This window comes from Brevibacillus sp. DP1.3A (assembly GCF_013284245.2).
Lineage (GTDB): Bacteria > Bacillota > Bacilli > Brevibacillales > Brevibacillaceae > Brevibacillus.
Genome location: NZ_CP085876.1, coordinates 3,229,931 through 3,254,771 on the forward strand (window position 1 = coordinate 3,229,931; position 24,841 = coordinate 3,254,771).

At 48.9% G+C, this 24,841-nt stretch carries 25 protein-coding genes and 1 riboswitch; of the genes, 22 read left to right on the forward strand and 3 right to left on the reverse strand.

What is annotated here, in order from left to right; translation table 11 throughout:
- Positions 1-24: 24 nt before the first annotated feature.
- The 13 genes from HP399_RS15105 to HP399_RS15165 all read left to right on the forward strand — a co-directional run bounded on the left by HP399_RS15105 (position 25) and on the right by HP399_RS15165 (position 10,699).
- On the forward strand, positions 25-915 hold the full coding sequence (locus tag HP399_RS15105) for an NAD(P)-dependent oxidoreductase (RefSeq protein ID WP_173619412.1): 891 nt from the start codon (positions 25-27) through the stop codon (positions 913-915).
- Positions 916-1,145: 230 nt separating this feature from the next.
- On the forward strand, positions 1,146-1,454 hold the full coding sequence (locus HP399_RS15110; RefSeq protein WP_173619411.1) for a thioredoxin family protein: 309 nt from the start codon (positions 1,146-1,148) through the stop codon (positions 1,452-1,454).
- Between the two features lie 64 nt (positions 1,455-1,518).
- Positions 1,519-2,802, forward strand: a complete 1,284-nt coding sequence (locus HP399_RS15115) for a glycoside hydrolase family 18 protein (protein WP_173619410.1) — start codon at positions 1,519-1,521, stop codon at positions 2,800-2,802.
- Between the two features lie 96 nt (positions 2,803-2,898).
- Entirely contained in the window at positions 2,899-3,126 is a 228-nt protein-coding gene (locus tag HP399_RS15120; protein WP_041749457.1) for a hypothetical protein, read from the forward strand.
- Between the two features lie 81 nt (positions 3,127-3,207).
- The gene (locus tag HP399_RS15125) at positions 3,208-4,419 is read left to right on the forward strand and encodes an alanyl-tRNA editing protein (RefSeq protein WP_173619408.1); all 1,212 of its coding nucleotides are present in this window, start codon (positions 3,208-3,210) and stop codon (positions 4,417-4,419) included.
- A 33-nt stretch (positions 4,420-4,452) separates the two neighbouring features.
- Entirely contained in the window at positions 4,453-4,836 is a 384-nt protein-coding gene (locus HP399_RS15130) for a kinase-associated lipoprotein KapB (protein WP_173619407.1), read from the forward strand.
- A gap of 41 nt (positions 4,837-4,877) precedes the next feature.
- Positions 4,878-4,988: riboswitch (TPP riboswitch) on the forward strand.
- A gap of 199 nt (positions 4,989-5,187) precedes the next feature.
- The gene (thiS, locus tag HP399_RS15135) at positions 5,188-5,391 is read left to right on the forward strand and encodes a sulfur carrier protein ThiS (protein ID WP_007729348.1); all 204 of its coding nucleotides are present in this window, start codon (positions 5,188-5,190) and stop codon (positions 5,389-5,391) included.
- A 5-nt stretch (positions 5,392-5,396) separates the two neighbouring features.
- A complete protein-coding gene (locus tag HP399_RS15140) occupies positions 5,397-6,170 on the forward strand; it encodes a thiazole synthase (RefSeq protein ID WP_173619598.1) in 774 nt (257 codons plus the stop codon).
- A complete protein-coding gene (locus HP399_RS15145; RefSeq protein ID WP_173619406.1) occupies positions 6,163-7,458 on the forward strand; it encodes an acetylornithine deacetylase in 1,296 nt (431 codons plus the stop codon). The genes HP399_RS15140 and HP399_RS15145 overlap by 8 nt, the downstream gene beginning before the upstream one ends.
- 7 nt (positions 7,459-7,465) lie before the next feature.
- Complete coding sequence (tenA, locus tag HP399_RS15150; RefSeq protein ID WP_173619405.1) at positions 7,466-8,146, forward strand: thiaminase II; 681 nt, start codon at positions 7,466-7,468, stop codon at positions 8,144-8,146.
- Positions 8,131-8,913 carry an ABC transporter ATP-binding protein gene (locus HP399_RS15155; RefSeq protein ID WP_173619404.1) on the forward strand — a complete coding sequence of 261 codons (783 nt, stop codon included), beginning with the start codon at positions 8,131-8,133 and terminating at the stop codon, positions 8,911-8,913. The genes tenA and HP399_RS15155 overlap by 16 nt, the downstream gene beginning before the upstream one ends.
- Entirely contained in the window at positions 8,913-9,671 is a 759-nt protein-coding gene (locus tag HP399_RS15160) for an ABC transporter permease (protein ID WP_173619597.1), read from the forward strand. The genes HP399_RS15155 and HP399_RS15160 overlap by 1 nt, the downstream gene beginning before the upstream one ends.
- Positions 9,668-10,699, forward strand: a complete 1,032-nt coding sequence (locus HP399_RS15165; protein ID WP_173619403.1) for an ABC transporter substrate-binding protein — start codon at positions 9,668-9,670, stop codon at positions 10,697-10,699. Before HP399_RS15160 ends, HP399_RS15165 begins: the two co-directional genes overlap by 4 nt.
- Positions 10,700-10,788: 89 nt before the next feature.
- Here HP399_RS15165 and HP399_RS15170 read toward each other — a convergent pair whose 3' ends face one another.
- Both HP399_RS15170 and HP399_RS15175 read right to left on the reverse strand, forming a co-directional pair.
- Positions 10,789-12,171, reverse strand: a complete 1,383-nt coding sequence (locus tag HP399_RS15170) for a sensor histidine kinase (protein WP_173619402.1) — start codon at positions 12,169-12,171, stop codon at positions 10,789-10,791.
- Positions 12,172-12,885 carry a response regulator transcription factor gene (locus tag HP399_RS15175; RefSeq protein WP_173619401.1) on the reverse strand — a complete coding sequence of 238 codons (714 nt, stop codon included), beginning with the start codon at positions 12,883-12,885 and terminating at the stop codon, positions 12,172-12,174.
- Between the two features lie 152 nt (positions 12,886-13,037).
- On the opposite strand from HP399_RS15175, the gene HP399_RS15180 reads away from it, so the two are divergent.
- The 3 genes from HP399_RS15180 to HP399_RS15190 are packed head-to-tail and all read left to right on the forward strand — an operon-like array spanning position 13,038 to position 15,442.
- Positions 13,038-13,949: an ABC transporter ATP-binding protein gene (locus HP399_RS15180; RefSeq protein ID WP_173619400.1), complete on the forward strand. Its 912-nt coding sequence runs from the start codon at positions 13,038-13,040 to the stop codon at positions 13,947-13,949.
- Complete coding sequence (locus HP399_RS15185) at positions 13,949-14,698, forward strand: ABC transporter permease (protein WP_173619399.1); 750 nt, start codon at positions 13,949-13,951, stop codon at positions 14,696-14,698. The genes HP399_RS15180 and HP399_RS15185 overlap by 1 nt, the downstream gene beginning before the upstream one ends.
- Positions 14,699-14,710: 12 nt before the next feature.
- A complete protein-coding gene (locus HP399_RS15190) occupies positions 14,711-15,442 on the forward strand; it encodes an ABC transporter permease (RefSeq protein ID WP_173619398.1) in 732 nt (243 codons plus the stop codon).
- Between the two features lie 262 nt (positions 15,443-15,704).
- On the opposite strand, the gene HP399_RS15195 is transcribed toward HP399_RS15190, so the two are convergent.
- Positions 15,705-16,247, reverse strand: coding sequence for a hypothetical protein (locus tag HP399_RS15195; RefSeq protein ID WP_173619397.1), 543 nt, complete (start codon positions 16,245-16,247; stop codon positions 15,705-15,707).
- A gap of 179 nt (positions 16,248-16,426) precedes the next feature.
- Between HP399_RS15195 and dacB the strand changes: the two genes are divergently transcribed.
- From dacB to HP399_RS15225, 6 genes are all read left to right on the forward strand, one after another.
- Positions 16,427-19,321: a D-alanyl-D-alanine carboxypeptidase/D-alanyl-D-alanine endopeptidase gene (gene dacB / locus HP399_RS15200; RefSeq protein WP_173619396.1), complete on the forward strand. Its 2,895-nt coding sequence runs from the start codon at positions 16,427-16,429 to the stop codon at positions 19,319-19,321.
- Positions 19,322-19,489: 168 nt separating this feature from the next.
- The gene (locus HP399_RS15205) at positions 19,490-20,554 is read left to right on the forward strand and encodes an Ldh family oxidoreductase (RefSeq protein ID WP_173619395.1); all 1,065 of its coding nucleotides are present in this window, start codon (positions 19,490-19,492) and stop codon (positions 20,552-20,554) included.
- 83 nt (positions 20,555-20,637) lie between these two features.
- The gene (panD, locus tag HP399_RS15210) at positions 20,638-21,030 is read left to right on the forward strand and encodes an aspartate 1-decarboxylase (RefSeq protein ID WP_173619394.1); all 393 of its coding nucleotides are present in this window, start codon (positions 20,638-20,640) and stop codon (positions 21,028-21,030) included.
- Positions 21,031-21,068: 38 nt separating this feature from the next.
- Positions 21,069-21,761, forward strand: a complete 693-nt coding sequence (locus tag HP399_RS15215; protein ID WP_173619393.1) for a YheC/YheD family protein — start codon at positions 21,069-21,071, stop codon at positions 21,759-21,761.
- 188 nt (positions 21,762-21,949) lie between these two features.
- Entirely contained in the window at positions 21,950-23,287 is a 1,338-nt protein-coding gene (brnQ, locus tag HP399_RS15220) for a branched-chain amino acid transport system II carrier protein (RefSeq protein ID WP_173619392.1), read from the forward strand.
- A gap of 131 nt (positions 23,288-23,418) precedes the next feature.
- On the forward strand, positions 23,419-24,624 hold the full coding sequence (locus tag HP399_RS15225; RefSeq protein WP_173619391.1) for a DUF418 domain-containing protein: 1,206 nt from the start codon (positions 23,419-23,421) through the stop codon (positions 24,622-24,624).
- Positions 24,625-24,841: the final 217 nt, after the last annotated feature.

Below are 24,841 nucleotides of genomic sequence, written 5' to 3' on the forward strand. Positions count from 1 at the left end.
ATAGGGAAAGCAGGAGGAGCGAAGATGGAAGCGATTGGTGTTATCGGCATTGGTGCAATGGGTAAAGGGATGGTCTGCAATCTATTGCAAAAAGGCTACCATGTGTATGCCTATGATCCAAGTCCGGCAGCAAAAGCCTGGGCGAAGGAAAAAGGAGCGATAGTCGTCGAGTCTCCACAGGCAGTGGGTAGCGTAGCACGTGTCGTTTTCACTTCGCTTCCAGGTCCTGCGATTGTTGAGGAAGTCATGCTGGGTGCGGACGGACTTTTCTTATCATTAGGGGCGGGCAGTTTCGTATTTGATACAAGTACGATCGATCCTGCTACAGCAAAACGTCTGAATCAGCACGGCGTAGAAAAAGGGATCTACTACTACGATTGTCCAGTGAGTGGAGGACCTGCGGGTTCTGCGGCAGGAACGTTGACCATTATGGTCGGCGGTGATGAGGCCAAGCTTCCAGATATCATGGACTATCTAAGGGCAATTGGAAAGGAAATTTTCTATCTGGGGGAATCCGGCTCCGCACAGGTGGCGAAGCTTTGTCACAACTCTGTCGTTGCAGTCATCACAGCAGCGTTGGGCGAGGCATTCAGTGTCGGGGCAAAAGCAGGTGTCGATCCACACAAGCTGGCAGCCGTCATGGACAAAGGCTCGGCCCACAATCGTGTTCTCTCCGTTTTTGGACCTAACATCTTATACGGTACGTATGAAAATACGGTCTTTTCTTTGGATCATATGCACAAAGATTTGCAGCTCTATGCGCAAACCGCACGTGAACAGCAAGTGCCTGTTCTCGTTGGAGGAACGGTTGCACAAATGTATGAGGCAGCGAAAGCACAAGGCAAGGGTAGCTGGGATTCGAGTGCGGTCTGTACCGTGACGGAGGAGCTAGCTCATACAACGATTGCGCGATAAAGGTTTGATGAAAAAGTCGACAGTTCCTTTTCATAAAGGAATTCTGTCGACTTTTTTCTGTGGAAAAGGGGTACTGATTATCATTATCAATTAGCTCGAGCTTATTATAAGGTTCCTTTTTCGAGAGTCAACTCTAATTGTTCTTGGCATACAGTAGTGCTGTTGACAGCCTCAGACAGGGAGTCTAGCATTAATCATCATATCCGATGTGAGAGAAAGGAGTGAACGACGTGCAAGAACTATCCGCAACACAATTGAACCAATACCTACACGAAAAAGAGTCGGTCGCTCTTTTTGTCTATACACCGATGTGTGGGACCTGCAAGCTCGCTGCACGTATGCTCGGCGTCATGCAAGAAACATTGCCAACCGTTCCTCTGTATCAGATCAACATTAATACGGCGCCTGCATTGGCAGAACAGTGGCAAGTGACCAGCGTACCCGCCCTGCTCATTTTTCACAGAAATGAATTGTTAGAACGCCATTATGCGATCCAGTCCGTTGGATTTTTATACGATGTACTGAAACCTCTTGCCTAGACATACACCTATTTCCTTCGCCATGAATATGACAAAGAGAGATGAAATGCGAAGGAGGAGGCGTATGCAAATCCACGTGGTGGAAGAAGGACAAACCTTAGCAAGCATCGCCGAGACGTACGGTACGACGCCGGAAGCGATCAACAAGGCGAACGAATTGCCAGATCCCAATAAGCTGGCAACTGGTCAGGCGATGGTGATCCCGATTGTAGGAAGCTACTATTGGGTCAAACAAGGGGATACGTTGTATACCATCGGTCAACGAAATCAGATCAGCGCAGCAGAGCTTGCTCGCGTCAATGGGATTTCTCCCTATAAACCGCTACAAGTCGGGCAAAAGCTATATATCCCGCCTCGCCCTAGACGAGCGGCTGATTTCAATGCGTATGTGGAACCGCGCCGCACTGTCCCGCCAGCGATGGAAGCGGATGTTCGAACGGCTGCCCCTCATCTTACGTATTTGGCACCGTTCAGCTTTCGCATCAAACGGGATGGAACCCTCGAACCACCAACCCTGAACCATTTTCCGGCGATCGCAAAAGAAAACCAAGTCCTACTTTTGATGGTCGTGACGAATTTGGAAAAAGGTCAGTTCAGTACGGAATTGGGCGCACTCATCCTGAATGACCAAGAGTTCCAGAACAAGTTGTTGGATAATATTCTCGCGACCGCCCGTGAGCTGGGTATGGGGGATATCCATTTTGATCTGGAAGCATTGCCCACAACAGGGGCAGAAGCGTATGCGAACTTTTTGCGAAAAGCAAGGGACCGTATACATGCAGCAGGGTTGATGATGTCTGTTGCGCTCGCACCGAAGACGAGTGCCGAGCAAGCAGGCAAATGGTATTCCGCCCATGATTACAAGGCGATAGGAGCCCTTGCCGATTTTGTCGTGATCATGACGTATGAATGGGGCTATAGTGGTGGACCTCCCATGGCGGTTTCTCCGATCGGACCGGTGCGGCGTGTCTTGCAGTACGCCATTACCGAAATACCAGCCGAGAAAATTTTGATGGGCCAAAATCTGTACGGATACGACTGGACCTTACCGTACGAGCGAGGAACGACAGCGAAAGCTCTGAGTCCACAAGCGGCAATTGCTTTGGCTGCACAGCATAATGCAGTGATCCGGTATGACTATCGCGCGCAGGCTCCGTTTTTTACGTACACCGATGATCAAGGCAAGCAACATCAGGTGTGGTTTGAGGATGCGCGGTCTATCCAAGCCAAGTTCAATCTGGTTAAACAGCTTGGTTTGAGAGGCGTCAGCTACTGGAAACTCGGTTTGCCATTTCCGCAAAATTGGCTGTTGATCGAGGAGAACTTTCGTGTCCGTAAGCGTGCATAGTCATCTGGCGTACACTCCATCGCGGGTTGTACGCCTTTTTTTCGAATGAAAAATCATGGTATGATGAAGAAGACAGTAAGGAAAAGGGGAGAAATCATGGGAGAATGCAAATTGGATCACAGCCATGAGGATGTACTCAAAAAACTGGCAGAACAAGCTCCACATCTGTCGGAGTTGCGTGTGAGTCAATTCAAAAATCAATTGAATGGCGAACTCAGCCAAGAGCGTCTAAACGAGCTGTTTCACTTATTGAAAAAGTATGACCTGGCAAGCCCTGAGGAGCGCCAAGAGCGCGAAAAACAAATGGATCACTTGTTTGGCTAAGCTTTATACATACATTTTTCGTGTTGCCCCCAAGTGGGAGAATCAGGCTGGAACCATGGTTCCATGCAGCGAGGAGTAACGATGGAAGACAGACTCTATTATCAGGATGCTTATACGAGAACGTTTTCGGCCCAGGTGACGAGGACTGGTGCCGAGCAAGATGGAACACCTTACGTGGTACTGAACCATACGGCCTTTTACCCGACTGGAGGCGGACAGCCTTCCGATCTGGGCGTATTGGAAGAAATTCGTGTGGTAGATGTGGAAGAGGTAGATGGCGAAATTCGTCACCGACTGGAAGCTCCCTTGTCCGAAAGCATAGCGGAAGTAACGGGTCACATCGATTGGGACCGCCGCTTCGATCACATGCAGCAGCATGCTGGCCAACACATTTTATCTGCGTCCTTCCTGGAAGTCGTGCAGGCGGAGACCGTTGCCTTTCACTTGGGCAAAGAGCGTGTCACCATTGATGTACGACTGGATGAGTTGACAGCAGATGTATGGGAGAAGGTAGAAAAGCGAGCGAATCAGATTGTTCTGGAAAACCATCCCATCATTGCGCGGTTCGTTGATGACGAGGAGTTGGCAACGCTGCCCTTGAAAAAACAACCGACCGTTACTGAAAATATTCGCGTCGTGATGATACCTGATTTTGATTACAACCCATGCGGAGGAACTCATCCAGCGCGTACGGGCGAAGTCGGGATGATCAAGATCTTGGGCTGGGAGCGACATCGCGGAAACATTCGTCTGGAATTCATCTGTGGCTGGCGAGCTTTGCGGGACTACAACCAAAAGCAAGCTGTCGTTCGGGATACGGCGAAACTGCTCGCTACCAATGAAGGGGAACTGATCGCACAGACGGAACGCCTCCTTGCAGAACGCGACGCCTTGAAGGCAAAATTGGCAGAAGTGGATAAGCAGCTCGTAGAAGTGGAAGTCAATCAACAACTATCTGCTGCTAGCCAACTCGGTCATTCTCGCCTCATTATGCGTACCTTCACAGACAAAACCATTCAACAGCTTCAACAGTTCGCACAGCTGGCTACTGCTCTGGCGCCAGATGCGATTTGCCTATTGGCTGCTACTACCGAGGACAAAATGCAAGTCGTGTTTGCTCGTGGGCAAGAAGTCAACGTAGCCATCAATCAAGTGTTGAAAGAAACTTTGCCGGTCATAAACGGAAAAGGTGGGGGAAATCCTGCCATGGCACAGGGTGGCGGTCAGTCAGTAGTGGATGCGGAAGAAGTATTGCTGCATGCTCGCAAACTGCTGGAAGCCTTACTAATGTAGATGAACTCGATTTAATAAAAGGAGGAATCCGCGATGAACTGGAATCCGGGAGATATCGTTCGCGTTACGCAGCGAACGGGTGAATATATTACAGAAGTATTGGAAATCCACGATTCGAAGCTGCTGGTAAAAGTGTTGGCAGTTACCAAATACCCGACCCAAGGCGATTTGCATTCTTCCTACGAAGTAGAGGTGCCGCTGTTTCACCAGCGTCCAGCACTCTCTTACATGGAAAAATTCATGACGCCTGTCCAAGGTGTCATTCGCTATAATGGCGCGATTCCAGACTACAAGGAATCTGTGCGCCAGGCGATGGAGAGAGAAATGGAAAAGCTTGCGAAAATGGCAGCTTGGGCAGAGCGTTGTCTCGTTGAGCTGGAAAAGATGCACAAGGAAGCCTTTACAAACACGAAATAGAGTGGTACTGTAGTACTCGAATGTACGACAATTGCATAGCTTTACTACCAAACGGGAGCCAAGCAACGTTGGCTGAGATTGTAACGAGTGTGTTACTGACCGTTGAACCTGACCTGGGTCATGCCAGCGGAGGAAGAGGTATTTGGAATCAGTATCACGTGTCGCATCCGAGCGGAACTATGCTTGTTCGCGTGCATGCATGATAAGACCACACTCAACCATCCGAGGCGGATGGTTTTTTTATGCCATTCGTCCCGTGAGATGGGATGGGTATACGGCTTCTTCTGTTTGTCTGAATCGACTCAGGCAGGCGGGAGAAGCCGTTTTTTTTCCAGAAGAAGGAGGTAATCAATGATTGTTCAGCTGAATGGGAAAAAAGTAGAGTTGGCGGAAGAGATCACGACAGTGCGGGCCTTGCTCGCTTCTTATTCCCTGCAAGAGAAGATTGTCGTCGTAGAGCGAAATGGTGAAATTATTGACCGCTCAGCGTACGAACAAACACCGATTGCAGACGGAGATCGCATAGAAATCGTTCATTTTGTCGGAGGAGGATGATCATGATGATGGATACATTAAAAATTGGACCTTACGAGTTTCGCTCCCGTTTGCTTCTCGGGACAGGTAAATTCGCTGACTTGGATACACAAGGGAAAGCAGTAGAGGTGTCGGAAGCAGAAATTTTGACATTTGCGATTCGTCGCTTGAATTTGGAAAATCCGCAAGAACCGAACTTTTTGGAAAAACTCGATTTGAAAAAATTCACCCTGTTACCAAATACAGCAGGTGCCTATACAGCAGAAGAAGCAGTGCGCATTGCCCGTTTGGCTAAAGCATCCGGCCTGTGTGACATGATCAAGGTCGAAGTCATTGGAGACCCGAAAACACTTCTCCCTGACCCGATTGGCACGCTCGAGGCTTCGAAAATCTTGGTAGAAGAAGGCTTTATCGTACTGACCTACACCAATGACGACCCGATCCTTGCTCGACGTCTGCAAGAAGTTGGCGTACATGCGGTTATGCCAGGGGCGTCACCAATTGGTTCCGGACAAGGGATTGTCAACGAAAACAACCTCCGCTTTATTATCGAGGATGCCAAAGTACCGATAATCGTGGATGCAGGAATTGGCTCGCCAGCGGACTGCGCGAAAGCGATGGAGCTGGGTGCTGACGGTGTCTTGTTGAATACAGCAGTCGCACTCGCTGACAATCCTGTCCTGATGGCAGAAGCGATGAAGCTCGGGGTAGAAGCAGGTCGCAAAGGCTTCCTGGCAGGCCGTATCGCGAAAAAACGTTACGCGTCTGCAAGCAGCCCGACTGAAGGGATGATTGAGTAGCGTGGATCGACTGACAGAAGCGGTAGAATCGATTGCCAGCCGCAAAGAAGAGCTATTCACTTTATTGGCAGAGCTCGTTTCTCATCCGACTGTGAGTCCTCCCGCGCGAAACAGCGATGCCGCACAAGGAGTAATTACCAACAGACTGCAAGCGATGGGATTCGAGGTCGATCGCTGGACGGTATATCCAGGAGACGACAATATCGTCGGTCGGTTATCAGGGAGTGCCTCTTCACAGGCAAACAGCTTGATTGTCAACGGGCATATCGATGTGGCTGAAGTCGGAGATGACACGGGGTGGATCTATCCACCTTTTGCTCTGACACATGGCAAGGATGGGCGCCTGTACGGCCGTGGTGTTGCTGATATGAAAGGTGGACTCGCAGCGAGCTTGTTTGCGATTCAAATACTGCGCGAACACGGAATCGAGCTCCAAGGTGATCTGCTCTTTCAATCCGTCATCGGAGAAGAAGCAGGTGAAGCGGGTACATTGGTAGCTATTGAGCGTGGCTATCAGGCTGACTACGCCGTTGTAGTGGATACGAGCAATCTCCAAATGCAAGGGCAGGGCGGGGTCATTACAGGCTGGATCACGATTGAGAGTCCGACGACGCTGCATGACGGAATGCGCGCACAGACGATTCATGCAGGCGGACGCGTTCGGGGAGCTTCTGCCATTGAAAAAATGACGAAGGTCATCACCGCTCTACAGGAGCTGGAGCGGGACTGGGCTGTCATGAAGTCCTACCCCGGCTTCCCGGCAGGAAGTAATACGATCAATCCCGCAGTCATCGAGGGAGGTCGTCACGCTGCGTTCATCGCAGACCGTTGCGCTCTATGGATTACCGTTCATTTTTATCCGAACGAATCCCACGAAGAGATTATTCGAGAAATCGAGGATCACGTCGGGCGTGCAGCTGCAGCTGATCTTTGGCTGAGAGACAATCCTCCAACATTCCGGTGGGGTGGACGTTCGATGATTGAGGAGCGCGGTGAAATCTTCCCTTCACTGGAGTTGGATACGAAACATCCGGGGTTAGCAACGCTGCAAACCGCATATGAAAGTCACATGCATCAAGCGCCTATCGTTAATATGTCGCCTACGGTGACCGATGCAGGCTGGTTTGCGCATGGAGGCATTCCGGCTGTACTATTCGGACCTGGTGAGTTAACGCATGCACATGCCGTTGATGAATCGATTGATCCTGACCAGCTCGTTCATTTTGCCCAGATCATGGCCCGATTTATTGCCACCTGGTGCAATACCCCAAAGGAAGCGAAGGAGTGAGTATCGCATGACAACCTTTACAGAGCGTTTGAGAAAAAGTGTAGCCCCAATCTGGGAGCGTGTTCATCAACATCCTTTCGTCACCGGACTCGGCGATGGCAGCCTGCCCGTTGGTGCATTCAAATATTACATGAAACAAGACTACATCTATCTGATTGATTACGCGAAAATGTTCGCGATTGCGAGCGTGAAGGCGTACGATCTGGAAACAAGCTCTCGCTTCGCTGCTTTGCAAGAATCGACGCTGAACACCGAGATGGAGCTGCATCGTCAGTATGCCGAGCGCTTTGGTATCTCTCGCGCGGAGCTGGAAGCGACAGAGCCTTCGTTTGTGATGCTCGGGTACACCAGCTACATGCTGCGTGTCGCTCATCAAGGGTCGTTGGCAGAATTGGTGAGTGCCCTGCTCCCATGCACGTGGAGCTATTGGGAGATCGGCAAGCGTTTGGCTCAAGTAGAAGGGGCGCTGGATCACGAACTGTACGGTGAATGGGTACGCATGTACAGCTCCGATGAGTTTGGGCAGCTGGCGATCTGGCTGATTGATATCATGAACCAATTGTCGGAAGGAAAGAGCGAGCAAGAGCTGGCCAAACTGGAAGAGTATTTTGTCAATACCTCCAAAATGGAGTACATGTTCTGGGACATGTCCTACAGAGAGGAAATGTGGCCGTGGGAGAACAACTAGCTTTCGCCGACGTCAGCTTTTCGTATGGCGACAAGCAGATTCTAGATCATTTTGATCTGCGTGTGGAAAAAGGGGAGTTCGTTAGCTTGATCGGTCCGAGCGGGATTGGGAAAAGCACCTTGTTTCAACTCATCGCAGGTCTTCTTGAGCCGGGACAAGGCGAAATCAGGCTCGGAAGTGTACCAGTAGCAAATCGTTTGGGGCAGGTCGGCTATATGCCCCAACGCGATCTGCTCATGCCATGGCGTACGATTGTCGAAAATGCAGCTTTGCCGCTAGAAATCAAAGGTATGACGAAAAAAGAAGCGCATGAGCGTGTCAGACAGCAATTGCCTAGGTACGGGCTTCAGGATTGGGCTGACAGCTATCCAGCCCAGCTTTCTGGTGGAATGCGTCAGCGAGTTTCCTTTTTGCGCGCGTTGTTTTCTGGTGCAGAGATGATGCTATTGGATGAGCCGTTTAGTGCATTGGATGGAATTACGAGAATGGACATGCAAGAGTGGCTGATGGAAAAGTGGCAGGAAACAGGCAGTACGATGCTGATGATTACACATGACATCGACGAAGCCATTTTACTTGCAGATCGTATTATCGTGCTTTCAGGTAGTCCGATCACCAAGCCGATCGAATTAACCGTTCCGGTGAGCAGACCGCGAACGGCGAGCAGCCGCAACCAAGCTGGATTTTTGGCATTGCGTGAACAAATTTGGGAACTGCTTCGACAGGAGCGCCAAGCAGCAATGAAGCCGTTGAGGAGAGAAGCATGATGGGGAGAGGCATTTGGTTTGGCATCTCCATCGCCATTTTTCTCCTGGCATGGGAAGCTGGTTGTCGCTTCCTCGGAGTGCCGCCATTCATTTTACCGCCGCCTAGCGCTGTGGTCGTATCGTTGTGGGATTTACGCACCTCTTTAGTAGGCATACATCTTTGGGCGACGTTAAAGGAAGTGTTACTGGGGCTATCGATCTCGATTGTGTTTGGAATCTCCCTTGCATTTGCGATGATTCGCAGTCGGATTGTGGAGCGCTTGGTCTATCCGTATATCGTCATCTCCCAAACGATCCCCCTTATAGCATTATCACCCGTATTTATTTTGTGGTTCGGGTATGATTTATCTGGAAAAATTGCTGTAACGATTCTGTTTACTTTCTTTCCGATCGTCGTCAACACGTATGATGGACTTCGCTCAACGGACAAGGAAATGCTCCAGCTGTTAAAAACAATGGGGGCAACGAACGGACAAATTTTCACCAAGCTGCAACTCCCGTCGAGCTTACCCCATTTCTTCAGTGGTCTCAAAGTGGCAGCTACTTACAGCGTGGCTGGGGCGACGATTGGGGAATGGTTGGGAGCGAGCGAGGGTCTCGGGTACTTTGGCAGACGGGCATCTGGCAATTTTCAGGCTCCTGCGTTGTTTGCCTCGGTCCTGTTGCTCTCGATTCTCGGCATGCTGCTGTTTTGGCTGGTTGGACGAGTCGAACGTCATTTTTCCCCGCATATGAAAACTAAAGGAGAACAACAATGAAACCTTTCAACAAATGGACGAAAACATTCATGGCACTTACATTGGCAACAGGTCTTGCTGCTTGCGGCAATCAGGCGAGCACCGATACTGGTCAGACGCAAGCCCCTGCTGATAAAGGAGCGGAGCCGACAGAGCTTACGATTGCGCTCGATTGGTATCCGAATGCTGTACATTCCTTCTTGTATGTCGCAGAGGAGCAGGGCTATTTCAAAGACGAGAACCTCAAGGTGACCATGCAAATGCCTTCAGACAGCAATGATCCGTTGAAGATGGCGGCTGCGGGTAAAGTAGATTTGGCAATCAGCTATCAACCACAGCTCATCCAAGCTCGTGCAGAAGGAGTTCCTGTCGTATCCGTAGGTGCACTTGTTCGTCATCCGTTAAACGTGATCATGACGCGCCAAGACAGTGGAATCGATACTCCGCAAAAGTTGGCTGGAAAAAATATCGGTTATCCATCACTTCCACTTGATGAATCTATCGTACGTCAAGTTGTGAAGCATGGTGGTGGCGATGATTCCGGACTGACCTTCACGGATATCGGCTTTGACATCGTCCCAGCGTTGACAGCCAAAAAAGTCGATGCAGTAGTAGGTGGCTATATCAACCATGAGCAACCAATATTGGAGAAGCACGGCGTTCCAGTCAATGTGTTCAAGCCTTTTGAGTTTGGTGTTCCAGACTACTATGAGCTCGTATTGGCGACAAGTGACGAGACTTTGGGTAAAAAGCAGAAAGCTGTGGAAGGTTTCCTGCGTGCGATTGGCAAAGGACAGGACTATGTGAAAAATAATAAGGAAAAGGCACTCGATTTGTTGTTTACCAAACAGGCTACGGATTTCCCGCTGGAAAAAGACATTGAGACCAAGAGCTTGGATATCCTCATTCCGTTGATGGATGCGGGAGAAAAGCCTTTTGGATACCAGACGGCCGAATCTTGGCAAACACTGATTGATTGGATGAAAAAAGAGAAGCTGATAACAACTGACGTCAAAGCAGAAGAGATTATGCGCGATCTCGTGAAGTAATCAGTAAAAAGCACCCCCTTTGCACGCTCTTGAGAGTTTACTCTCCATTGGCGAGACAGAGGAGGTGCTTTCTCTATGATGTCTTCCTTTTAGGAGGAGAGGGGAAAACAAAGTTCTGCTGTCATCCCTTTTCCTGAATCGCTTGTTAACAGCAGGTGTCCATGATGAGCGGAAGCAATCCGTGCAACCATGGGCAACCCGAGACCATGACCATTGTGTAAAGGAGATTTTCTTTTTGACGAATAAGGCAATTCCATCAAGTCAGGCAGCATGCTTTGCTCAATGCCTTTTCCGTTGTCAGTGATAATCAAGAGGGCATTGCGCTGGTTGGGTGACACGGTCGTTTGCACGTGGATGTGACAGCCTAATGGGTTATGCGCGATGCTGTTTTGGACTAGATTCGTGATGGCGCGGACAAGAAGTTTTTCATCGCCCATCACGAGGCACTGCTCAGTCGTGACATCCAGCTCGATGGTAAACGTCTCTGCCAAATCATTGTTCAAAAAGTCAGTGACAATTTGCCGCGCAAGTGTCGATAGCCGAAGCGGTTTGGTATGAATGGGCTGCATTTCGTATTCCAGCATGGAAACGAGATTCAAGTCGCTGACCAGAGACCGGAGCTTTTCTCCTTGCTTTCGAATAATGCTTGCTTTTTGCTGCTGTTCAAAAGGCACCGCGTCGCTCTCTTCTAATTCACTGGCATACCCGAGCACCATCGATAATGGCGTGCGTATATCGTGGGAGATTCCCGCGATCCAGTTCGAGCGTGCTTCGTCTCTGGCTTTTAGTAAAGCGTTCTTCTCTTGCAGAAGCGACGATGCATGATTAATGCTTCTAGCAATCCCGCTGAACATTCCCTTTGCCTCGAGATGTGTATGCTGATCTTCTGACAGGGCGTGAATCCCGCTAATCAGTGGGCGGATTGCCCGAATGAGTCGAGAGCCGATGAATAGCGAGAGAAGAGCGGCGAGTAGGATATTTCCGAAAAGCAAAGCCAGTAATCGATACGGCAAATCGCTTATCCAACTGATCGGGAAATGAAACTGGTACTTGGCGAGACTGTCCTTCGGGTAGCCCACGACGACTAGCCCCAACTCATGCTCCCAAACAAAAACAGGATAGTCCTGTAAGTAATTTCGCGAGAACTGCGCGACTTCTGCCAGAGAATAGGTGCGGGGCAATTGGTCCGGTATGGCGTAGTCCCAGATCACCTTCCCATCGTTCGCAATCAGCATGGCCCAAGCCTGGCTTTTTTGCAACCATTCTTGTGCATTTGGTTCCAACGTATAGTGGGAACTGTTCTTGTGGAGACCTTCTGCCACAGCTTGTGTGACGTGAATGGGAGGAGATCCTTCGTTCATGCCTTTGAAAACAAATGTGCCGAGAATGATGTAATTGACGATGAGCAAAAAGACGGCGATCAGGATAGAAGCACCTGTATAACGACGTAAAATTCGTGCGGCTCCATCCATCTACAGCTCTTCCTTTACAAGTAATTTGTATCCGAGTCCTCTTACCGTCAGCAAATATTCAGGAGCGGACGGACATGGCTCGATCTTTTCGCGAATGCGACGCATATGAACCATCAGCGTGTTTTCATACCCGTAGTAATCGTCACCCCATACAGATTGGCACAGGGCATCACTCGTGACGATTCGTCCCCGATTTTCATAGAGTTTTCGCAAGAGCGCGTGTTCCTTGGCGGTCAAAGCGTATTCGTAGTGATCTCTCGTCACGATTGCCGCCTCCAAATCGATCGTACTGTCACCAAGCTGGAAAACCGGCAGACGATCAATTTGGGGAGGAGCGTAAACGCGTCGTAAAATGACCAGGAGACGAAGAACGAGTTCGCGCGGCAAAAATGGCTTCACGATATAGTCGTCAGCGCCTAGGCCAAGTCCGAGCAATCGATCCTCATCTTCGCCTCTCGCTGACAGAAAAATGACAGGGATTTGCGAGAAACGACGGATCGAAGTCAAAAGTCCAAATCCATCTCCATCAGGCAGCATGACATCCAGAATCGCCACATCTGGCTTGTCCGAAGTGCATATCACTAACGCCTCTTTACAACTACCCGCATGAAAAATACGAGAGAATCCTTCCTTACGCAAAAATCCATCGATCATATTTCTGATTTCAAGCTCATCTTCCACGAGGAGCACTTTTTTCTGTTTCCACTCTTCCATATTGAATCACCTGTATTTATTATACTCGCTCGATTTGTGTGTTCTACCCACTCGGAGTCGATTTAAGGTTGTTGTAAGATTCTTGTCAGCTTATCGACGGGTTGGAACTCTATGATTTCGTAGGAGAGACCAACAGATAGGAGCGAGAAAAGATGAATACGGTGATTCGAACGGAAAACCTTTCAAAACGCTATGGAGGAGCCTATTCCGTCCAGCGGGTGAATCTTGCGGTAGGAGAAGGCGAGGTTTATGGCTTCCTCGGTCCAAATGGTGCAGGAAAATCGACGACTCTTAAAATGCTGCTAGGATTAGTCAAGCCGACTGAAGGGAGTGTGTCCGTATTCGGGAAGGATTTTAGTAGGAACCGACTTGAGATTTTGAGTCAGACGGGTTCCTTGATCGAGGCTCCTTCCTATTACGGTCATCTTACCGGCCTGGAAAATATGCGTGTCATGCAGTGGCTGCGAGATGTCCCGGACAAACATGTAGAGAAGGCCTTGCAAATCGTCCGTTTGGAAAAGCAACAGAACAAAAAGGTAGATCAGTATTCTCTCGGGATGAAGCAGCGACTGGGAATTGCTATGGCTTTGCTGCATTTTCCAAAGCTCGTCATCCTCGATGAACCGACAAACGGTCTGGACCCAGCGGGAATCGGTGAGATTCGGGAATTGATTCAATCGTTGCCACATCAGTATGGAATGACCGTTTTGCTCTCCAGTCATCTACTCTCGGAAATCGAGCAAGTGGCTACGTCTATCGGTATTATTCACGGGGGGAAACTGCTGTTCCAAGGGAGTATGGAGCAACTGCAACGGAATAGTCAGCCTCATGTTTGGATGAAAACGCAGGACAATGAAAAAGCGAGAAGAGTTCTTCAAGAGATGGAACTTTCTACCAGTCTCCAAGATGGCTACCTGGTCATGGAAGGCATGGGGGATAGAGAGGTAGCGCAGACAAACCGGGCGCTGATTATGGCGGGCCTTGATGTTTATCGCATTGAAGAGCACAAAAAAAGCTTGGAGAGTATTTTCCTCTCCCTAACAGGAAAGGAGGGGAGCTTGTAATGAGGACACTCTGGCTAGAGTTTTATAAAATTCGACATAAGCGTTTGTTTCTCATGCTTGTCATTCTTTTGAGCATCGAACTAGCATGGGGGTTTATGGCTGTCAGCATCTCCATGACAAAAAATCCGGATGCCGCAAAGTGGAGCGCTATTCTGGTCACGATTACAGCCATGAACGGATTGTTTTTGCCGATCGGTTCGGCTGTCATTGTTTCACGGATTTGTGATATGGAACACAAAGGGCGTACATGGAAGCTTCTGATAGCTGCTTCTGTCAGCCGAAAAGCGGTGTATGCGGCAAAATTCGTTTCTGCTGCTGTTTTGATGGGGGGGGCCGTCATTCTACAGGCTTTGGCGATCGTTGCATTTGGCATTGGTTATGGTTTAGCGGAGCCAGTCCCGATTGGCATATTACTACGCTTTGTAGCAGGGACTACGCTGACGAATCTCGTGGTGATTGCTCTGCAACAATGGCTCTCTCTCGCTATCAAAAATCAGGCATTTAGCCTATGCCTCGGGATGATCGGGGGATTCATTGGCATGACAGCGGCCTTGTTTCCGCCACAAGTCGGACGCCTTTTCATCTGGTCATACTATGTAGACTTTTCTCCCGTTACGTATCAGTACGTGAACGAAACCATGCTGTTTACTACACGCGAAGTCGGCGTTCATTTGCCGATCATCGTCGTACTCATGGGCATCGCATTCTACCTTGCTGGGAGCATTCACGTATCCCGGCAAGACCTATAGGGAGGACCTTGTATGCTAATCAAATGTTTGGGAGCAGAATGGGTAAAACTGCGTCGTTCTCGTATTTGGCTCGTTTTGCTAATCCTTCCTGTTTTCAGTACGCTGATCGGTTTCGCCAACTACTGGATGAACCAAGCGATCCTGCAAAATGGCTGGTACAGCCTGTGGACGCAGGTGAGCTTGTTCTACGGAGAATTTTTCTTACCCATTCTCATCGCGATCTGCTGTTCGTTCGTGTGCAGACTGGAGCATGCAAATCGTAGCTGGAACGTGATACTGACAGCGCCTGTATCGACTCCAACGATTTTTATCGCGAAGCTGGTGGTGGTTGGCGTTCTCCTTTTTGTTGTGCAGCTTTTCTTCTTCGTGCTGTATATTTGCGCGGGCTTCATCGCTGGACTGCACGCACAGTTTTCGTTTCCTCCTGAAGTGTTCGGATGGATCATGCGAGGCTGGCTGGCTTCGCACACCATCATCGCCTTCCAACTGTGGCTTTCCACGCGGATACAGAGCTTTGCTGTACCAGTCGGCATTAGTATTTGCACTGTTTTTGTAGGGTTGGGCTTGTATGTGTCTGGGCTGGGGATGTTTTTTCCTCTGTCGCTTTTAACGATTGGCATGGGCGTGCTCAGTCAAGAGAGTTTGTCGCTAGGAGAGTCGGGGACGTTTGTGGTCATGTGTGTATTGTTCGTGACGAGTGGCTGTGTACTTGGGATTCGCCGTCTTACGAGAGCGGGCATTTAACAGTTTTCGCCACATAAACGGTTTCCCTTTCTTGTCAAACAACCTTATAATAGAAGGTGAATGCTTGAATGAGGAGAAGTTTCCATGAGCGACAAACACATAAACAAGACGAATAGCAAATGGGTGATCTGGGGGTTTATTCTCAGCGTACTCGCTTGTGCTGTGTCTATGGTGATTTTCATCTACGTGATGCGCAACTGACAGCACATGATGGCAATGTCAAAAAACCGCTCGTTTATGAGAGCGGTTTTTTGCTGTGGCGTTAGCGGGATATCACTGTTATTTTTCGGATGGCTTCTTCTTGGGACAGCTGGTTCAGTTCGGTAAAGCCAAGGTTGGAAAGCGCAATCGTTTTTCCTTGATAGATGGGATAAACGCCTTGCCAGAGGCCTGCTGTACTGTATAGCTGTGATCCGCTGACTTTACGTAAAAACAACAAATAATTCCCTTCCGCCAGCGGCCCAGGATATTGTAGGTTGAGCGGACTGGAGGCGTCGGGAAGCGGTTCTACGCCAGTGCTAATCACTGTTAATAGTCTGGATGCTGTGCCTTTTATGGTCTTTTTTACCTGTAGTCTTTGTGTATAGTTCACGATCTTGCCTTGGGGAATGGTGCGTCCCGTTGGATACGCCCGATGGGCACTGTCAACCCACGCGATGACGATCAAGTCACACTTTTTGACGAGCTCCGCAAGGGAAGAATAGGGGGAGGGATCTACTTGTACACGCCCGATGTCGGTTTGGGCATGGACGGGGAATGAAAAGGCGCAGAGAAGTGACAAACTGAGCAGCAATCGATAGAACATGAAACCATTTCCTCCAAACAAAAGAAGTCTTGAAGGTAGTATGAACGGAATGGGGATCGTTCATGCCTGTAGGGTTTTAGTATAATGGTAATATTCAGAATAAATAGAATACGCGCTATCATGATGGCGTACTGTGATTTGTTGGTTGAAATCGCCCAGACTATGACAAGGAGGTTATCATGAATCATTTGTTTGCTTTTCGACGTGTCGGTACGTGGTTTTTTGTGTTGGCTCTCTTGTTGCAGGTAGCAGCTTCGCCTGCGCTAGCCAAGGAAGAGGTCACTTCTTCTAGTCCTCTTTCACTCAGCATAGAAAAATTCCTCGCCGATTTGAAAAACGATGAGAATAGCAAGGGGATGTACGCTGGAATCGCGGTCTACGATCTAACCGACAAAAAGTACGTATATAAGCATAATGCCGAACGTAATTTTATCCCGGCTTCCAACATGAAGCTGTTCACGACAATTGCGGGTCTGGATAAGCTGGGGCCGGATTATCAGTGGAAGACCGAGGTGTTTGTTTCAGGAAAGGTAAATAACGGTGGCATTTTGCAAGGAGATTTGATTTTAAAAGGCTATGGGGACCCTAGCCTGAAGCCAGAGGATTTGCAGCAAATGGCAAAAGCCATCAAAGATTTGGGGATCCAACGAATCAATGGAAACCTGCTTCTCGATGACAGCTATTTCGATGAGACCAGATTGGGCATGAGCTGGATGTGGGATGACGAACCGTATGGGTACAGCGCTCAGGTCAGTGGATTAGCCGTAAATAAAAACTTTACGACGCTAACCGCAACCCCTGGAAAAACGGTGAACGATGCCCCCGTCCTGACCATGAATCCGGCTACCACATACATAACAGTCACAAATCAGTTGAAAACGACAGCGGGCAAGGAGAGCAACGTGCTCGTCGAGCGCCTGCGCGGAAAAAATGAAATCATCGTATCCGGTACGATCGGGATGCAAGCAGCTCCTTATGATGAAGATGTCACGATGGAAGAGCCAGCTTTTTATGTGGGCGATCTATGGAAGGATCAGTTGGTGAAACAAGGGATTGCCTTACATCCAAAGACAGACGTGAAAAAAACAGTGCTGCAAAGCGGAGTACCGCTCTATACCCACTTGTCCAAACCGTTGGCTGAGATCACGATGGAGCTCAATAAGGATAGTGACAACTTCTATGCCGAGATGCTTGTAAAGACGCTTGGCATTACCGAGAAAAGCGAGGGCAGCTTTGAGGCAGGCAGTGAGGCTGTAGCTGACGTGATGAAGCGCGCTGGCATTGCGTCAGGTTTTCGCCAGGTAGATGGCTCGGGGTTATCGAGATTTAATATGATCACGCCAGAACAGATGATTGAAACCCTCATCTTTTTGCAGGAGCAAGAATATCGAACAGAACTGGAAAAATCACTCCCAATCGCAGGAGTGGACGGCACCTTGAAAAACCGCATGAAAGGAACAAGTGCGGAAAAGAATTTGTTTGCGAAGACAGGTTCGTTAAGCGGTGTCAATACCATGTCGGGTTATGTAACGGCAAAAAATGGTCATAAGCTGGCCTTTTCGATTTTGATCAACGGCATCTATAAATCGAAGTATGCGAGGGAGCTACAGGATCGAATCGGAATTTTGTTAACAACTTATCCGGATATCGCAGCTCCGGAAGGTTTCAGCCCTCCAGAGAAAAAGACGTACCCACTCTCTGCTTTGATCGATCCCATCCTCGATACGCCAGAAGCAGCAGGTGTAACGGCTGGAATCATGGTCAAATCGTTGGATTCATCAGGTGACCCTGTTTTATACGAACGGGATGCGGACACACTGCTTACCCCAGCCTCGAATCTGAAGCTGCTGACGACTGCCACAGCATTGAACCAGCTTGGTTCAGATTACGTATTCAAAACGGAAGTGTATGGAGACTCATCGATCACCTCTACGGGCGTACAACAAGGCAATCTGTATGTGAAAGGATACGGTGACCCTACTTTGCACACAGAGAATGCGCTACAAGTGCAGGAAGGTGTGTCGATTGAAAAAATAGCAGGGTGGCTCAAGCAACAAGGAATCACGCGTATCAACGGGAATCTCGTGATGGATGACAGCTACTTTGACCAACAACGGCTTGGCCTCGGCTGGGCATGGGATGACGAGAGCTACTATTACAACCCGACCATAGGGGCCCTAGCATTAAATCGTGGAACGGTCATGATCGAATTCAAGCCCGCTAACGACGCTGGCGAACCAGTGGAAATCAACGTGCTTCCCAAAACAGCTTATGTGCAAGTGATCAATGAAGCGAAGACCGTACAAAAAGGGGAAGAAAATACGTTTGCTATCCTGCGTGACCGTGGCACAAATACAATCAGACTGTCAGGAAACCTCCCTCTTGATCACGAAGGGGATTACGAGCGCGTACCCGTGGAAGAGCCAGCCAAGTACGTGGGGACCGTGCTGAAGGAAACGTTGGAGCAAGAAGGAATTGCGTTTGCTCCGAAAAGCGAAGTGTTGATCCAGCCAGTTCCTTCAACAGCAGTGAAATGGACACAATTTGAGTCACTGCCGCTCAAGGAAATCGTTCAGTACCTCAACAAGCGCAGTGACAATTACTACGCCGAAATGCTTCTCAAGACACTCGGAGCCGCAAAGAAAGGGAAAGGAAGCGCAGCCGCTGGGGCAGAGGTGGTCACGGAAACTGTATCTTCGCTCGGCGGGAATACCACCTTCGACATGATCGATGGATCAGGATTGACGCGCTACAATCTTATTTCTGCTCGGCAGATCGCATCCGTACTGGAGGGAATGACCAAGGAATCGACATTTGCCACTTATGATGAATCTTTACCCATAGCGGGAATCGATGGCACACTGAAAAACCGCTTGAAGGAAACGCCTGCCGCTAATAATCTTCATGCGAAAACAGGTTCGATGACGGGTGTGAACACACTGTCGGGCTATCTCACGACCAAAGGCGGGGAGAAGCTCATCGTTTCGATTATGTTTAATGGTTATGTCGAGGATGAAGAGCTGTTTACCAAGATGCAGGACCAGATCATCACGATACTGGCCAGTTATGAATAGGAATCACGCAAAAAAGGAGCCCCAATGTCGGGAGCTCCTTTTTCTGTTGGTATCGTCGACTGAACTGGGTCAATGCCTGTAGCGGTCAATCAGCGCGTGACATATCTATATTCAGATTAGGAAGCAGGCGAAGTACAGAACAGCGATGAAGGAGGGGAAAAACAGAAGATGCACCCTGCACTCTTTCATTGGAAGCGTTTGGAGCAAGTCGTAACAGAAGTGTTTGTACAGGCAGGTGCAAGACGCGAGCATGCAAGGCTAGTTGCAGAATCTCTCGTCCATGCTGATTTGCGCGGCATAGAGTCCCATGGGTTGGCGAGGCTGCCGATTTATATCCAACGAATCGAAGCAGGCTTGATCGAATTGAACGATGAGCCAGTGGTATGGAAACAGGAGGGAGCAACAGCACTGGTAGACGGCAAAAACCAGCTGGGTGCGGTAGTCGGGGTTGCGGCACTGGAGGAAGCGATCAAGTTGTCACAGCAGATGGGAATCGGGGTAGTTGGTGTTCGTCATTCCAACCACTTTGGCTCTTGTTCGTACTATGCAGAACGAGCGATCGCAGAAGGAAGGATTCTTCTTGTCCTATCCAATGCTCCCGAAGCAATAGCACCTACAGGAGGGATTCGCCCTTTTTTCGGAACGAATCCAATTGCGGTGGGAATACCAGCAGGGGAAGAACCATCCTTTTTGTTAGATATGGCGACGAGTGTCGCTGCCAGAGGAAAAATCGCCTTAGCCGTTAAAAAAGGGGAAACGATTCCTTCCGATTGGGCCATCGATCCCAATGGGAAGGAAACGACTGATCCCACACAAGCCTTGCTAGGCTCACTTTTGCCGATCGGGGGAGCAAAGGGTTATGGATTGGCGATGTTCATCGATATCTTGTGTGGGCTGCTAACGGGTGCAGCAACGGGACCACATGTAAAAAGCTTGTATGACAATTGGAACGATCCACAAAACGTTGGACATCTATTCTTGACGGTGGATATTGAACGATTTATGCCACTGCGGGATTTTTGCACCAATATGGATGCATACATTCGTGAGGTGAAAAGTGTACCTACGAAAGAAGGAGTATCCGAAATTTTCATACCTGGCGAGATCGAGGGCCGAAAAAAGCGAGAACACATGGAAAACGGTATTCCATTCGATCCGAATCTGACGAAAGAACTGAGCCAATTATGCCGCACCTATGGAGTCGATTTGCAGGCTGCGTATTATACCCCCTAATCAGATTTCCTATCGCAGGAGGTTTCATGGACAATACATCGCACATAGACTAATGTCATCGGTTTGGAAAGGAGTGAACCGCTTTGCAACGACACATGTGCAAAGGCAAAATTCACAGGGCGACAGTTACGCAGGCCGAACTGGATTACGTGGGGAGTATCACAATTGACGTTGCTCTCATGGATGCGGCAGATATCAAGCCATATGAAATCGTGCAAATAACCAGTTTGCGTAATGCCACGCGCTGGAAAACATACGCGTTACCCGGAGCAACGGGTAGCGGAGTCATCTGTCTGAATGGTCCACCTGCCCACCTATTTTCGCCAGGAGATCTAGTCATCATTTTGAGTATGGGCATGTACGATGAATCCGAGATCGAACAGCTCGTTCCCAAGGTCGTGTTTGTGGACGAACAGAATCGTATCACGAAAGTAGAGGAGCATCATCTGATAAAGAATGGAGAGACACTGCCATAAAACCGCCAAACGTAGGAAAATGGGGCAAGCATAAGCACATGGTCAAAGACGAACTCTTGCTGGAGTATTTGCCCAAAACCCGCGTGTACTCTCCTGAAGAGCTATGGGAGTATGCAGAAGCGTTTACACACGTGATGCTGAAGCCTTCGGGAGGCGGCGGTGGGGTAGGAATTATTCAAGTAACGAAGCGAGGAGAAGAGCAGTATTTGGTTCATAGTGGGAGTCGCCGGCGTCTCGTGGATGGGAAAGAGGCCACGATCCGATACGTGGAATCGTTGTTTCGCCCAAAAACATACCTGCTCCAGCCACGTATCCCACTCGGTAGAATCAACGGCAAGCCTTTTGATGTACGTGTCATGATCCAGCGAAGGAGCAACAAGGAGCCTTGGGTCATAACGGGTTGGTGTGCAAAGCTTGCAGGACCGGGCTATGTCGTGACAAATGTGGCTCGAAGTCGTGGAAAAGTTTTGCCCGTCCAGACGGCAATCAAGCTGTCGAATATAGAAGCAGGCCCGCATCTCTTGAGTGATATCCGCATGGTAGCTGCGGCGGTAGCTAATCGATTGGGAAGAGCCTATCCGACACTCCGGGAGATCGGTTTGGACTTAGGGATTGATGTGGATGGCAAACCGTGGATTATTGAAGCCAACTTCCGACCTGCTCTTTCTCTCTTTCAAAAGCTGGAGGATCAGTCCTTTTACAAACGAATTGTCTCCATGCGAAAACGATAAGAGGAAAACCACTTGTCGATGTGCAAACGGTAAGATATGGCAGGTGGTTTCCTCCGTTTTTCTACTTCTAAGTAAAGTGGGAAAAATGATAATGATCTTGCAATTACAACTATGGCGTTGCTACTAGCTAATGGACGCAAAAGTTGATAGAATGCCTCTCAATAAGGTGGGAGGTAATATATACGTCGATGATAACCTTGTCTAAGAAAGAAATGTTACTGGTCAGTTTTATGCTGTTTTCGATGTTTTTTGGTGCAGGGAACCTTATTTTTCCACCCTATCTGGGTCAAGAGGCTGGTTCCTATGTTTGGCTGTCGATTGCAGGCTTTGTCTTATCGGCTGTCGGTCTTCCCATCCTTGGGGTGATTGCCATCGCAAAAGCAGGGAGCTTTTACCAATTGGCGAGTCGTGTTCATCCAAGCTTTGCTCTTATTTTTCCTATTTTGATTTATGTGTCGATTGGACCCGCACTTGCTATCCCTCGTGCAGGCAGTCTCGCGTACGAGATGGGAATGGCGCCGTTTTTGCCGGCACAAGCCGCTGATTCCACCTGGAGTCTGTTCCTCTATACGATCGTATTTTTTGGCATTGTCTTTTGGTTTAGTCTGAGTCCTTCCAAATTGATTGATCGCTTTGGGAAAATACTGACTCCTGCACTGCTGACCATGATTGCATTAATCTACATCAAGAGCTTATTTACACCACTGGGTCCAACAGGGGTACCAGCAGGAAAATATGCCGCCAATCCAGTTGTGCAAGGATTTCTGGACGGGTATTTAACCATGGATGCTTTGGCTGCACTCGTATTTGGTATCGTGATCGCCAATACGCTGCGGAGCAAGGGAATCGAGGACAAAAAGCAACTGTCTGCGAATATGATCAAAGCAGGTCTCGGAGCAGGTATGTTGCTGACATTCATCTATGTCATTTTGGGATTGCTCGGTTCATCCGGTGCCTCTTTAGGAAGACCGGAGAATGGCGGGCTGCTCCTGACAGCTATCATGAGGCAGCTATTTGGGACAAGCGGTACGCTGATTCTTGGTGTCATCTTTACCGTCGCTTGCCTCTGTGTATCGATTGGACTCGTAACTTCTTGCAGCCAATACTTTCATGGACGATTCAAAGGTTTGTCCTATAGAGGATGGGCAGTGATTCTCTGTGTCCTGAGCATGGGAGTCGCAAACTTGGGACTATCGGAGATTTTGAGTGTATCAGTCCCGATCCTGGGCGCTATTTACCCAATTGCTATCGTGCTCATTTTGTTGGCGTTGCTAGAGCGCTGGATACCTGCGCATTCCGCTGTGTATATGACGACTGTTGCAGTTGTGACGGTTTTTGGTGTCGTGGATTTGATGAATCTTACATTTTTTAATCAGAGCTGGAACGACATCTTGGGTGTTCTTCCTTTTTATAAGGAAGGGGCGGGTTGGATCATGCCAGCGTTATTTGCTGGTTTTGTCGGTGTTCTGCTCGATTTTCGGAAAAGGACAAACCGCACAGGAACAACGACTTCCCCATCAAAATAAGGCAGCACATAAGAGAGGGCTTCGTTTTTGCGAAGCTCTCTTGTTGTGGAAGAAGCATTTTGTTACTTTATTCGGGGTTCATTCGTATTAAAAGTGTTAATGCCTAAAGCGTAGTTGAGGAGGTTCATTACGTGAAAGTAGCACCTGTTGCGGAAGGTGAGCGAATTCGGCAGCTAGATGGGATTAGAGGCTTTGCTCTCTTGGGGATCGTGCTAGTGAATATGCCATCATTTTTGTATCCCATCATGTTCTTACCAGATGCAGGGATGGTCAATACCCATACGGAAATCGATGGTTGGATACGGCTTTTGTTTAACATGTTTGTACAGACGAAGTTTTACACCATCTTCTCGTTTTTGTTTGGGGTAGGCTTTTTTCTGTTTATGCATCGCGCCGAGAGCAAACAATTGCCTTATCAGAGCCTGTTTACTCGCAGATTGTTAGTGCTGCTGATGGTGGGGATGGCACATTTTGTTTTCCTCTGGTATGGAGACATTCTTCATACGTACGCCCTAGCTGGTTTTCTTCTGTTGCTGTTTTACCACAGGCAAGAAAAGACGATCAAAAGATGGGCGTGGACGCTCTTGATTGGTATGCAGGCCTTGTCTGCTCTGATGCTGACCGTTCCTGAGGACCTCGTTCCTATTCCAGATCAATCACCGCTCATACAAAAAGCTATCGATACTTATACCAATGGGTCGATTATCGAGTGGTTGCAATTCCGCGTTGCTTACGAAATTCCAGTCGTTTTCTCCCTTGAGTTCATCGTTATCCTATCTGTTCTGCCGCTCTTTTTATTCGGATTTCTGGCAGCCAAGCGGGGAGTATTTGAGAGGACGGAAGAATTTATTCCGGCCATTCGCCGTGTATGGTGGATTGCGCTGGGCTTAAGTGCTGTGCTTGTACCGATGATTCCGCTTGTTCAATTTGGCATCGTAAAATTTCCAGCCTCGACCTCGATCGCCGTTCAGACATTTGTTACCTGGAGCGGTCTTAGCCTGTGCGCTTTTTATATCACGTCACTGCTACTTCTTTATCGGACAGAGAGCGGCAAGCGCATGCTGAAGCATTTGGAACCGGTCGGCAGAATGGCGTTGAGCAACTACTTGAGCCAAACCATCATCGCTGTATTGGTCGTGCGTGTTGGACATTTGTACGGAACGCCTGGGCTGGCTCTCGGATTGGTGTTCAGCTTGGTGATTTTCACTGCGCAAATCTTCGTTAGTCGCTGGTGGCTCGCCAACTATCAGTTTGGTCCTGCAGAATGGCTTTGGCGCTGTTTGACATACGGCAAATTTGTACCAATGAAACGAAAAGGAGGATCTCATGCGATTTGACACTACCATGACAATTGCTGTCGTGCTTGTGCTGACATCCTGTTATTTTTATTTGTGGAAAAGGCTTCGCTCGAAAACGTCCAGTTAATCTGGGCGTTTTTTCTGTCTTTAAAGGCCAAGGGAAGGAGTAGGCGTAGGATAAAAGTGGCATGATTGGGGCAAAATTTTCCTATCTCACATACCTAGTAACAAGCAGCAGCGCTCTGACAGTAGGAAG